The sequence below is a fragment of the Chryseobacterium rhizoplanae genome (assembly GCF_900182655.1).
GTDB classification, from domain to species: domain Bacteria; phylum Bacteroidota; class Bacteroidia; order Flavobacteriales; family Weeksellaceae; genus Chryseobacterium; species Chryseobacterium rhizoplanae.
On sequence record NZ_FXTC01000008.1, the window covers coordinates 187,167 to 200,143 of the forward strand.

Annotated in this window: 11 protein-coding genes and 2 tRNA genes; 9 read left to right on the top strand and 4 right to left on the bottom strand. The window is 37.5% G+C overall.

The genetic code is table 11. The annotated features are described in order from the left end of the window. The first annotated feature begins 8 nt into the window (after positions 1-8). The 7 genes from FN817_RS17430 (at position 9) to FN817_RS17460 (ending at position 8,015) form a co-directional block, all read left to right on the top strand. On the top strand, positions 9-1,319 hold the full coding sequence (locus FN817_RS17430) for a TolC family protein (RefSeq protein WP_142719051.1): 1,311 nt from the start codon (positions 9-11) through the stop codon (positions 1,317-1,319). A gap of 3 nt (positions 1,320-1,322) precedes the next feature. Beyond that, positions 1,323-2,588: an efflux RND transporter periplasmic adaptor subunit gene (locus FN817_RS17435; RefSeq protein ID WP_142719052.1), complete on the top strand. Its 1,266-nt coding sequence runs from the start codon at positions 1,323-1,325 to the stop codon at positions 2,586-2,588. 108 nt (positions 2,589-2,696) lie between these two features. Further along, complete coding sequence (locus FN817_RS17440) at positions 2,697-3,446, top strand: ABC transporter ATP-binding protein (protein WP_142719053.1); 750 nt, start codon at positions 2,697-2,699, stop codon at positions 3,444-3,446. Between the two features lie 24 nt (positions 3,447-3,470). After that, complete coding sequence (locus tag FN817_RS17445; RefSeq protein ID WP_142719054.1) at positions 3,471-4,700, top strand: ABC transporter permease; 1,230 nt, start codon at positions 3,471-3,473, stop codon at positions 4,698-4,700. 90 nt (positions 4,701-4,790) lie between these two features. Then, positions 4,791-5,456, top strand: a complete 666-nt coding sequence (locus FN817_RS17450; protein ID WP_047420628.1) for a DUF2461 domain-containing protein — start codon at positions 4,791-4,793, stop codon at positions 5,454-5,456. 255 nt (positions 5,457-5,711) lie between these two features. Then, positions 5,712-6,506 (top strand): FkbM family methyltransferase, encoded by a 795-nt coding sequence (locus FN817_RS17455; protein ID WP_142719055.1) that lies wholly within the window; start codon positions 5,712-5,714, stop codon positions 6,504-6,506. Positions 6,507-6,515: 9 nt separating this feature from the next. After that, entirely contained in the window at positions 6,516-8,015 is a 1,500-nt protein-coding gene (locus tag FN817_RS17460) for a lipopolysaccharide biosynthesis protein (protein ID WP_142719056.1), read from the top strand. A gap of 38 nt (positions 8,016-8,053) precedes the next feature. Here the strand turns inward: FN817_RS17460 and FN817_RS17465 are convergent, their stop codons facing one another. The 4 genes from FN817_RS17465 to FN817_RS17480 form a co-directional block, all read right to left on the bottom strand. Beyond that, positions 8,054-9,094 (bottom strand): hypothetical protein, encoded by a 1,041-nt coding sequence (locus tag FN817_RS17465; protein WP_142719057.1) that lies wholly within the window; start codon positions 9,092-9,094, stop codon positions 8,054-8,056. A 113-nt stretch (positions 9,095-9,207) separates the two neighbouring features. Further along, entirely contained in the window at positions 9,208-10,062 is an 855-nt protein-coding gene (locus FN817_RS17470; RefSeq protein WP_142719058.1) for a glycosyltransferase, read from the bottom strand. An 89-nt stretch (positions 10,063-10,151) separates the two neighbouring features. Next, positions 10,152-11,552 carry an aspartate ammonia-lyase gene (gene aspA, locus FN817_RS17475; RefSeq protein ID WP_047420623.1) on the bottom strand — a complete coding sequence of 467 codons (1,401 nt, stop codon included), beginning with the start codon at positions 11,550-11,552 and terminating at the stop codon, positions 10,152-10,154. A gap of 72 nt (positions 11,553-11,624) precedes the next feature. Beyond that, positions 11,625-12,650 (bottom strand): N-acetylmuramoyl-L-alanine amidase, encoded by a 1,026-nt coding sequence (locus FN817_RS17480; protein ID WP_142719059.1) that lies wholly within the window; start codon positions 12,648-12,650, stop codon positions 11,625-11,627. Between the two features lie 135 nt (positions 12,651-12,785). On the opposite strand from FN817_RS17480, the gene FN817_RS17485 reads away from it, so the two are divergent. Both FN817_RS17485 and FN817_RS17490 read left to right on the top strand, forming a co-directional pair. Further along, positions 12,786-12,870 (top strand) — tRNA-Ser (locus FN817_RS17485). Between the two features lie 14 nt (positions 12,871-12,884). Further along, positions 12,885-12,959: transfer RNA gene (locus tag FN817_RS17490), tRNA-Pro, on the top strand. Positions 12,960-12,977 lie beyond the last annotated feature (18 nt).

Sequence of the window (12,977 nt, forward strand, 5' to 3'; positions counted from 1 at the left end):
ATAAAACCATGGAACGCAAATTTTTCTTTTTGATATTCTTATGCATCGCCTTGGAAATATTTTCCCAAACCCCCAATTATCCGGCCACCTGGACTCTGGAAAATTGTATTGAATATGCAAAAGAGAATAATATTTCCATTAATTCTCTAAGGCTTTCAAAAAATGCAGCTCAGCAGGATCTCCTTCAGGCAAAAGATGCAAAATATCCCAATTTAAGCGGAACCATTTCACAAGGACTTTTTGCTCTCAACGGAAGTGACGGTCTTCATATGACAGGCGCACAATCTCAAAGTATCGGGGCCAATTCTTCCATGACACTTTATCATGCCAATTACATTAAAAACAATGAAGCCTCAAAAAATCTGCTCGTTCAGATGGCAGACTTATCTGTTCAGGAAGCACAAAACAATATTACCCTCACGATCACCCAGGCTTATCTGAATATTCTGATGAATCAGGAAAATATCATTTCTCTTGAAAATGTGCTGAAAACAACCCAAACTCAATTGAAACAAGGTGATCAGCTGTATAAAGCCGGAAGCCTTTCCAAATTAAATTATCTACAGATCCAGTCACAGGTTGCTCAGGATCAATATAACCTGACAGCTACTCAAAACAATCTACGAACGAATACTGTTAATTTAAAACAAATCCTACAGCTGCCCTCAGGTTATGATTTTCAGGTTGTAAAACCCGACAGTATTATTGTAGACGATCAGCTGAAAACCTTACAGGATGTTCAAAATTTAGCACAAGACCAACGTCCGGAAGTAAAATACGGGGAACTTAACGTAGAAAACTCCAATACAAATCTGAAGATGGCTAAAGCTTCCATTCAGCCCACCCTGAGTCTGACAGGAAATATTTCTACCAACTATTCCAATGAAAATGGAAATTACTTTAATCAGTTGGGAAATAACTTTTATATGCCCATTGGATTAAGCCTTGGAATTCCGATTTACAACAACAGAATTTACAAAACACAGATTGAGAAGTCAAAAATAGCGATTGAACAGGCCAATCTTGATTTACTGAATACCAAAACGGTGCTTAATCAGCAGGTAGAACAATCTTACATCAATCTCCAAAACGCGCTGTCTCAGTATGATTCTGCCTACAAACAAATGGACATCAGCAAACAGAGTTATGATATTGTGAATGCCCAGATGAAAATCGGAAGCATTGATTATGTACAGCTTCAGCAGCAAAGATTGCTTTATATACAGTCTGTCCAGAATTATCTTCAGGCAAAATACACTGCAGTTCTCAATAAACAGATCTACGAATTTTACGCAGGTAACCCTATAAATCTAAAGTAAGCTATGAAAACAAAGAATAAAAAATGGTTGTACTGGGTTGTGGGCGGCATCATTGCAATAGGTGCAGCCTGGTTTTTCTTCATCAGAGAAAAAGAAATAAAAATCCAGCTGGAAACAGTAAAGCCTGAAATGGGAGAAATATCCAATTCCATTACTGCTACAGGAACCATTCAGCCTGTAGATACCGTTGCAGTAGGTACTCAGGTATCAGGAATCATTAAAAATATTTATGTTGACTTTAATTCTACAGTGAAAAAAGGTCAGCTGCTGGCTACTTTAGATCCGGATCTGCTTCAGTTCCAGTCCCAGCAGATCAAAGCGAACCTTCAAAATGCAAAAAGCAATCTTGCTTACAACGAAATTAACATCAACAGACAGTCACAACTGTACAAAGTGGGAGCTATCAGTAAAGCAGATTATGATAATGCAACGAATCAGTATAATGCTGCGAAAGCACAGGTAGGATCTGTAAATGCTCAGCTTTCCACAGCCAACAAAAATCTGTCGCTGACTAATATCTATTCCCCGATTGATGGAACTATACTCAACAGGAATGTCAGCGAAGGGCAGACCGTAGCTTCAAGTTTCAGCACTCCTACCCTGTTCAGTATTGCCAAGGATCTTACTAAAATGAGAGTTCGTGCTTCAGTGGATGAAGCTGATATCGGAAATGTAAAAGTAGGTCAGAAAGCAACATTTACGGTAGATGCTTTTCCGGATGAAATCTTTGATGGTGAGGTTTCAGAAGTTCGCCTTCATCCTACCGTTTCATCGAATGTGGTGAATTATACCACCATCATCAACGCAGATAATTCAGGTTTAAAACTGAAGCCAGGAATGACGGCAAATATTACAATTTACACGCAGGTCCTAAACAATATTATGAAAATTCCGGTAGCAGCAACCAGCTTCAGACCAGATAGCTTGATTATCAAAAAATATAAAATAAATTCTCCATTTGCCAATGGTAAAAAACATGAAAAAGGACAATGGAAGAAACAGGGTAAAGAAACAGAGAATAAAAGTGAGGCAGCCGTCTGGATCATTGCTAAAGACAGCACTATTTCCCGCAAAAAAATAAAAACAGGAATGGATAATGACACCGAAATACAGGTTGTTTCAGGGTTAAATAAAAATGACAATATCATCACCGGTTATAAAGTTCTTTCAAAAAAATCATCTGGCGGACAGGCTAAAAGCCCGTTTATGCCTCAAAGAAGAGGTGGCGGAAATAACAGAAACAGTGGCGGTGGCGGCGGACCGAGATAATTCAAGCCTAAGCAAATCAACTAGCAACTAGCAACTAGCAACTAGCAACTAGCAACTAGCAACTAGCAACTAGCAACTAGCAACTAGCAAACCTAAAAACAAAAAGTCATGGCAGAAAAAATTCTGGAGATCACAGATCTGAAAAGAGAATTCAAGATGGGTGAAGAAGTTGTTCATGCACTGAAGGGTGTAACATTCACAGTAGAGAAAGGCGAATTCGTGACTATTATGGGAAGCAGCGGTTCCGGAAAATCTACCCTGCTTAATATTATTGGATGCCTGGATAAACCGTCTGGAGGTGATTATAGCCTGGATGGGGTTAATATTAAGAATCTTGACCGCGATGAGCTTGCTGTTCTCAGAAATCAAAAAATCGGTTTTGTATTTCAGTCTTATAACCTTCTTCCAAGAACCACAGCAAAAGAAAATGTAGAGCTTCCACTTCTTTATAACTCAAAAATATCTACTGAAGAAAGACACAAAAGAGCTATACAGGCTCTGACTGCGGTAAAACTTGAAAGCAGGATTGATCATCTTCCCAATCAGATGTCCGGAGGACAGCAGCAAAGAGTTGCCATTGCCAGAGCTTTGGTAAACGAACCTGTAATGATTCTGGCGGATGAAGCCACCGGAAACCTGGATACCAGAACTTCCTATGAAATTATGGCACTTATGCAGGATCTTCACCATCAGGGACGAACTATCGTTTTTGTGACTCATGAACCTGATATTGCCACTTTCAGCAGCAGAACAGTGACTCTTCGGGATGGAAAAGTCATTAAAGATGTTAATAATGATCATATCAAATCTGCCAGAAAAGCTCTTGAAAACCTTCCGGTAAACGATGATTACAAATAGTTTTAAACTAAAAATTTTATTACAATGAACCTCTCAAACCTCTTCAGAATTGCCTGGAAAGCCCTTTTACGGAATAAGCTTCGTGCATTCTTAACCATGCTTGGTATTATTATCGGTGTGGCTTCGGTAATTGCAATGACAGCCATTGGAGAAGGTTCAAAAAAAAGTATCAGTGATCAGCTTTCTTCTATGGGCTCCAATATGATCACCATACGTCCGTCCAGTAATGTGAATGTTTCAGGAGGGGCCAGAATCGGGGCTTCGGGATTACAGACACTGAGACCACAGGATGCAGACGCTATTTCAAAGGGAGCTCCTGATGTTTCTTATGTCTCTCCTGCTGTACAGACAAATGGACAGTCTATCAACGGGCCTAATAACTGGCCTACTCAATTACAGGGTGTGAATGAAGAATATTTCAGCATCAGAGACTGGAGCATTGCGAATGGCAACTCTTTCACCAGAAAAGATGTGTCATCTTCCAATAAGGTCTGTCTTTTAGGACAAACGGTTTACAATAATTTATTTCCCAATGGCGAAGATCCTGTAGGAGCCGTTATCAGATTCAATAAAGTCCCCATGAAAGTTATTGGAATCCTGGCCCCAAAAGGGTCTAATGCATTTGGGCAGGATCAGGACGATGTCATTATCGCGCCGTTCAATACTGTTCAGAGAAGATTTTTAGGAATCACCTATGTTCAGACCATTTATGCATCTTCTTCGAGTGAAAACACTTCACAGCAGGCTACCGATCAGGTTTCAGAAATTTTGAGAAAGCAACATAAACTTCCTGTCGACGGAAGCAATGACGATTTCAGTGTAAGAACTCAGGCTGAACTTATTTCTACCATGAGTTCTACCAGCCAGCTTCTGACAGTTCTGTTATCTGCTATTGCCGGTATTTCGCTTATTGTAGGAGGAATCGGAATTATGAATATTATGTATGTGTCCGTTACGGAACGAACCAAAGAAATCGGGCTGAGAATGTCTATCGGTGCCAGAGGAAAAGACATCCTGTACCAGTTTCTTATTGAAGCAGTGTTGATCAGTATCACTGGTGGAATTCTTGGAGTACTTTTAGGCATTCTGTCTTCAGAACTGGTTACTTTTTTCCTTTCGTGGCCTACTTTTATTACGGAATCTTCCATTATTGTTTCTTTTATCGTATGTGCCGTGACGGGAGTATTTTTCGGGTATTATCCTGCGTTGAAAGCTTCAAAACTTGATCCTATTGAGGCATTGAGATATGAATAGTTTTTGTAAATTTGAGTTATGAGATTCGGGATTCGGGGTTGAGAAGCCTTTATAATCTCACTTAACAACAATAAAAACACCTCACACAATATGTCTGCAAGCATTTCTTCTAAAACATTTGATTTTTTAAACAAATTAAATAAAAACAATAACCGGGAGTGGTTTAATGAAAATAAAAACCTGTATACAGAATCTCAGCAAAATGTTGTTTCATTTTTGGATGAACTGATTAAAGAGATGTCTGGTTTTGATGAAGAACTTGCTAAAATTGACAGTAAAAAAGCGCTGTTCAGAATTTACAGAGACACGCGATTTTCAAAAGATAAGTCGCCTTATAAAACTAATTTCGGAGCTTCTCTGGGAATGGGAAAAGGCAATCAGAAAGGTGGTTACTATCTTCACATGGAACCCGGAAAATCCTTTTTAGCCGGAGGAATTTATATGCCTGAATCTTCAGTTCTGAAAGAAGTACGCAAAGAAATATCGTTATACGGTGATGATTTCCTCAAAATTCTCAATAATAAAGATTTCAAAAAGCACTTCCCGGAACTTGACCAGGACGACAAACTGAAAAAAATCCCGCAAGGTTTCGAAAAAGAAGATCCTATGGGAGAATATCTGAAACTTAAAAACTTTATTGTAGTATATTCTTTAAAAGACGAGGAGGTACTGGATAAAAATGCAGTGAAAAATATGACTAAAGTTTTCAAGCTGATGAAACCATTCAATGATTTCCTGAACACTCCTTTTCTTTAATTGATCCTGAAAAACAGATGTTTCCTCCACAGACATCACAGATTTCAAAGATAATTAAGCCTTCTGGTTCTGAATAATTTACAAAAGTCCGGGGGATAAAAATGCCTCTGTGACAAATGTAAAATCCATTAAAAGCAATAGATTACAAAAACAGAAACCAAAGATAACTATTGAAAATCAACTTATTATATTTAACATTTTTTAAGAAAAGTTTTACATTTTTGCTTATCTTTGCTGTTCGTCAAAACGCATACGATGTCTTTATACCAAAAAATCGCAGAGAAACTACAATATATAAGTCCGAATTTCTACAAAAAAAGATATTTTAAAACGTTAAATAATCTTAACAAAAATAATTTTTCGGAACGTAATGTAGAACCGGAACTGGTATGGATCAAAGAATACCTTCCTAAAAATGCTGTCATATTGGACATTGGGGCGAATGTAGGAACTTTCCTGTACCAGTTGGAAAACTCATTGAACCATGATAATATTTATGGTTTTGAACCTAATAAAAAGCTTTGCAGACGATTGAAAAGACTGTTTCCAGCCATGCATGTCTTTCCTCTGGCTCTTTCTGATGAAAACAGTATTGCCGAGTTCAAAGTACCCATTATTAACGGAAAAACAGTTGCTTCCCGCGGTACTTTAAACACTTCTTACAAAGAAAAAGGAGAAGAAAAAAGCTATACGGAAAAAGTAAAAGTAATCAAACTGGATGAATGGGCTGCACTGGAACATTTCAAAAGGCTTGATTTTATCAAAATAGATGTTGAAGGAAACGAAATAAAAACCCTTTCAGGAGCGAGAGGGACCATCAGACAATTCAAACCGACTTTGATGGTTGAAATGGAACAAAGACACCACCAGACTCCGATATGGAATGAAATATCTGAAGTAATGAGCTGGGGATATGAAGCAAAATATCTGAACAGAAACAGCTTTACCCTGGAAAATCTTACAGAGGATATCATAACACAAAATACAAACGACGAAAAAAATAAAACCCAGTACATCAACAATATTATTTTTATACCTAAAAACATTTAAAACGACTTTATGAGTGTAGTAGCGAGACAAGGCTTCAAATATTCCATTATCGGTTATATTGGTTTTTTGCTGGGCACAGTTTCCGCAATATTCATATTTCCGAATGATTTTGAATTTTACGGAAAGCTTCGCTACATTCTTCCTACCGCAGAGATGCTGGTTCCTTTTGTAGTCCTGGGAATTTCCTATTCCAACGTGAAGTTTTTTCACACGGTAGAAAGAGATGGCAAAAAACAAAACATGCTCTCATTATCGTTGCTCACTGTTTTTATCAATTTTCTTATTTTCACGGTTGTATTTTTTATACTTCCCTATTTTTATCCAAAATTCAGACACTCGGAAGCATGGAAGATCAAAGAAATGATTCTTCCGCTGGTTTTAATTCTTTCGTTTTGTGCTATTTTCAATAAATACACCTCCAATTATAAAAGAATTGTGGTTTCTAATATTTTCGACAATCTGTTTCCGAAAATTGCAAACCTGGGAGCTTTCTGCCTCTTTTTCTTTGCCTTATCACAGAATATTACTGCTGCAACATCACAGAAAATTGCTTTTGCATTCTTTTTTGGAATATTCTTTTTAATGCTTTTGGGGTATATTTATTATACTAACAAACTGGAGAAAATCAAACTTGATTTTAATACGGATTATTTTAAGAAAAATAATTTCTGGAAAGAATTCTTCAATTACAGTTTCTTCGGATTTCTGGGAACTTTTGGAAATTACCTGGCCATCAACAGCTTTATGATCGGGGAATTTATGGGAATGGAAGAGGTAGGAATCTATTCCGTGTTGTATGCCCTGATCTCATTAATCTCTATTCCACAGCTTGGATTATTTAATATCTCCGCTCCTATCATCAACAAAACTCTGGCAGACAGAGATATGGTAGAGCTGGACAGGTTTCACAAGAAAACATCTTTAACGTTATATTTCCTTGGTGCTGTTCTATTCTCATGCATCATGGTTGGATTCCCCTATCTGACACAATTTATGCCCAAAAACGGAACGATGCTCAGAGAATATGAGCCTGTAGTATGGATCTGGGGTTCTGCTGTGCTGATAGATCTGGCAACAGGCTTCAACGGAAATATTATTTCGCTTTCAAAATATTACAGATTCAATATTCTGGTGATGCTTTTACTGGCCGGACTGACTATTGGACTTAACTATTATTTCATTAAAAACACAGACCTTAAACTGATCGGAATTGCTTTATCTACGGCTATTTCTCTTTCCATTTACAATGTTGTGAAGATTATTTTCAACTATTTTGTATTTAAAGTTTCACCGTTGAGTATTGAAATGATTTTTGTTTCCATTATCTGTACGTTGGCAATTACCGTGGCTATTGTTCTTCCCAACTTCAACAGCAATCTGATTAACCTGGTTTATAAACCGGCAGTTGTTCTGATCCTGATCTACATCGGAAATTACTTCACCAAAATATTCCCCATTGAAGACTATCTGAATATGAAGTTTATCAAGAGTGTATTTAAGATTAAATAGGTTTTTACGAAGAAAGCAAAGACATTTACTTTAAAAACCTATATCAGACCGATTAAGAATTGTTCCAGTTTTTTCTGCACCACTTCTCTGCTGTAAGTTTTATAAAAATCAAAAGGAGTTTCTGATAAGGTCGTCAACTGTTCAATAATATTTCCTTTTTCAGGAATGATAAAATCTAGTTTTGAAGGATAATTTCCCGGAAAAACAGCCAATTTTCCGTAAGCGACAGCATCACCAAGGTTTCCCGTCATTTTAGTTACCCCATATGTTTCTTTCATGCTGAAAAACTCTGTATCCTGCTGAATCGGACACCACAGGACATCTGCTTTCTGCATCCATTTTTCAAAGTTTTCAGAGGAAATCCTTTCGGAGAAATAAGTAATACTGATATTTTCAGGCACTCTTTGAGACAGTTGTTCTAGTTTCTTTAATTCATGATCCTTTGCTTTTCCAAGGAATACAAACTCATAACGTTTATCTGTATTCAAATCCTGAATGGTTTTTAAAATATAAGTATAATTCCTTCTCTTCTGTGAAACACCACCTGGAATTACCACTACAAGGTTTTCATTTCTTGCTTTATCAAAATCTCTGGTATAAAACAGCGGCAAAAACTGATGTCTTTCTGAAGTCAAAGCTTCATCCAGCACAAAAAGAGATCCGGATGTCTGATAAACTTTGGTTTTGTAAAACAGACCTTCTTTCAACCATAATTTAAGTCTGAAAATAACATCTCCTTTGAAGATACTTTTCAGCAGGTTCAGTTTTGAAGCTTTTGTAAAATTAAGATTATGGGTAATGATGGCTGTATTGTACTTTTTTGTTACTGCTAAAAATGTATTAAAATAACGATGCACAGTTCCAATTACAACCAGGTCATATCCTTTTCCCTTCAACTGATCCAGAATCATAGAACTGTCTGACAGGAAAACATTTTCATTGCTATCAATGATCTGATCTTTAATTCTTTTTGAAAAATAATAGTCTACAGCAAAATCCTGAGAACCTTTCATAATATCCATGAAGGCCTGAGCAATTTCTGCGTGGGTATCTATTTCTATGTAAGCTATTTTTTTCACGGATTAATGGAAGTTACATTCTTAAGTTTCGGCTAAAGCCGATGGATTTTATTTTTTGATTAAACGGGCTAAAGCCCATTCCTATTGATTTTACAAATAATAAGTTATGTTTTTTACATTTTCAGCCATTTTTTCTTCAGCATTCTCCAACGTTGATCATTAACAGCTTTTTGCTCTTCTTTTGTAATTTTAAGCTCCATTTTTTTTGATCTGCAATTTTCATAGGAATTGATAATGTCAAAGAAAAATGATGGAGACTTGCTTTTCATCGCTTCTTTTGAAGAAGCAACATAAGCCAGAAACCTGTTCAGGCCTAAGAAATAAAAATACCTGCCATAATAATCCGCTGGCCGTATGGTGTAATCGGCTCCTTTTACTTTAATCAGCTTCACATGGAGTTCCGGAAGAACAACTTCCTTCCACCCCAGATTTTCCAGCAGTATGGAATCTATATTATCCCATCCCAATGTCTCTCTTAAACCACCAATCTGAATGAAACATTCTTTACGGTAAGCTTTCATAGGGCCTCTTACATGATGTTTATTGGAATTTCCTTCATAGATCCAGTTTCCGTCTTTTTCTATGTATAAAAGACCTCCTACGAGACCATATTCCGGATTGTTTGCAAAAGCTTTTTCTACTGCTGACAGATAGTTTTCCGGAAGGATGATATCGGCATCAAATTTACAGATGATATCAAATTCATCCATCGGTTGAGTCCGGAGACCATTTTTAAAAGCATGAACGACTTTCGATCCCGGCTGATGTTCAGATTTCTGAAGATTAATCGTTTCAAAACGGGAATCAGTCCTGGTATATTTCCTGATGATTTCAGGGGTTCTATCTACAGAACCGTCATTCACTACCACTACTTTGAAATCTTTGCTGCTTTGCTTTTGTAAAGAATCCAGTGTAAAGGAGAGGTTATCTTCTTCGTTATGGGCAGGAATTATAATTAAAAACCTCACGGGAATTATAAGTGATTAATGATGAATAATCAATGATAAAAAGCTTTTTAAGACATCAATTATCATTGATTACTCATCGTTTAAAGATTTTATTTGTTATGCGGTTTCAGCATATTTTTCGGATCAAGGATTTCGTCCAGTTTCTCCTGGGAAAGAATTCCTTTTTCAAGAACGAGGTTGTAAACACTTTTTCCGGTTTCCAATGCTTCTTTGGCAATCTGTGTAGATTGTTTGTACCCGATATAAGGGTTCAAAGCTGTTACAATACCGATGCTGTGTTTCACCATATTCAGACAGATTTCTTTATTGGCAGTAATTCCAACCACACATTTTTCACGAAGGGTATCTAATGCGTTGCAAAGGAAATTGATATTTTCCATGATCGCATGAGAAAGTACCGGCTCCATTACGTTAAGCTGTAATTGTCCTGCTTCTGCTGCAAAAGTTACGGTAAGATCATTCCCGAATACTTTGAAACAAACCTGGTTGACCACTTCCGGAATTACCGGATTTACTTTACCCGGCATGATAGAGGATCCCGGCTGCATTGGCGGAAGGTTGATTTCAAAAAGACCTGCTCTCGGACCTGATGAAAGTAATCTTAAATCGTTACAGATTTTTGATAATTTCACGGCAAGACGTTTGGTTGCTGAAGAGTAAATTACATAAGATCCTGTATCTGGTGTTGCTTCCACTAAATCCGGTGCTGAAACAATTGGGTATCCTGTAATCTGAGCTAAGTTTTTAGCACAAAGTGTGGCATATCCTACAGGAGCATTTAATCCTGTACCGATAGCTGTTGCCCCCATGTTCACTTCTACAAAAAGACTGGCATTGTTATTCAGTTTAGAAATATCTTCTTCCAACGTAGCAGCATAGGCTTCAAACTCCTGTCCCAAAGTCATCGGAACGGCATCCTGAAGCTGTGTACGGCCCATTTTGATCACATCATGAAACTCCTGTCCTTTTGCACGGAATGCAGCAATAATTTTTTCAAGCTTTTCTACCAGCCCGATATTCATCTGCAGCAATCCCATTTTGATGGCTGTAGGATAAGCATCGTTGGTGGACTGGGAAAGGTTGATATGGTCATTGGGTGAACAGAATTCGTATTCTCCTTTATTTTTTCCTAATTTCTCCAATACGATATTGGCAATTACTTCATTTGCATTCATGTTGATGGAGGTTCCTGCCCCACCCTGAATCATATCTACCGGAAACTGGTCATGATATTTCCCGTCTACAATTTCATCACACGCTTCTGCTATTTTAAAATATAGGTTTTCGTCCAGAAGTCCTAATTCATAATTGGTTTTTGCGGCTGCTTTTTTTACAAAAGCCAACCCTTTTATGAAATCCGGATATGAAGACAAAAGCTGTCCTGAAATTTTAAAATTGTTGATAGCTCTTTGTGTCTGAACCCCATAATAAGCATCTAAAGGCACATTCAGTTCGCCTAATAGATCACTTTCTTTCCTGAAATTTTCCATTACAGATATTTTACTGTTTTTGATCGTTTAAAGATAGCAAAAACGCATCTAACCGATGCGCTTTAATTTGAATTATTTTACCGGATATTTTTGATTTAAAGCTTGCAGTATTGCCCATGTTTCGGCATCCATGATTCCGTCATAATTCTGCGGACGGAAGTGGTACTGAAATGCTTCAATTGTTTTTTTGGTAGCATCATCCCATGTTCCGCTAAGATCCAGCCCGTATCCGAATTTCTGTAGTGAAGTCTGAATAAGGAAAATAAAGCTGGATTCATTATATTTTGCGGTAATATCTGCCTGCGCCGCCTCAAGATAAGTCTGCTTGGCTGCTTCATCATACCACATCCCAATCTGGTATTCGTCATACAGCTTTTTCCATGGGAACATAGGTCCGGGATCCTGTTTTCTTGTAGGAGCAATATCTGAATGAGCAAGTACATAAGTAGGCTGAATCTGATATCTTGTCACAATATCTTTAACCAATGCAGCCACTTTTTTTACCTGGTCATCACTAAAAGGAGCGAATGTTCTTTTACCGGTACTATCTGTAGTATAGCCGGCATTTACAATTTCAATACCGATAGAGGTATCATTAAGGTTTTTGTCATTCCTCCATGAACTTACGCCTGCATGGTATGCTCTTTTATTTTCGTCTACCAACTGATAGATCTCGTTATCTCCTGTATTGTTTACCAGATAATGGGCACTCACCGCCTGCTGGGTAAGAACAGTAATCGATTTATCATCTGCAAGAGCGGTATAATGTAATATTAAATATCGCTGTCTGAAGTTTTGGGCTACTGCAGGGAAATAAGTCTTTACAACTTTATATCCTGCCGGTTTTGCAGATACAATAGAGCCATAACTTGCGGTATTGTCATTTTTTGTTGGGTCTGCTATATTAGTAGTAAAAAAATCTACTCCATGATCAGATACTACTTTGGGTTTCGGAGCAACCGGAGGGGTTGTCTGAACCGTCGGTTTCACCTGTGTTACCGGGGTTTTCGGTTTGTATGTATTTTTTTTTACATTTTGTTGAGAAGTACATGAAAAAACAAAAGTGCTTAATCCGATGATATATAATGTTTTACGCATCAGTTTGGTTTTTGGATGATTTATTACTTCAAAAATACACAAATTTTTCTTGAATTTTATTTGGTAAATAAAGAAATCTATTCTATATTTGCACTCGCAATAACGGAACAACGATCATTAAAAAATCAACAAAAAGGAGGGTTGCCGGAGTGGTTAACGGAGCAGTTTGCTAAACTGTCGACGCGAAAGTGTCGCAAGGGTTCGAATCCCTTACCCTCCGCTCTTCTATATATTCGGGGCGTAGCGTAGTCCGGTCATCGCGCCTGGTTTGGGACCAGGAGGTCGCAGGTTCGAATCCTGCCGCCCCGACTGTTTTAGTAGTTTTCT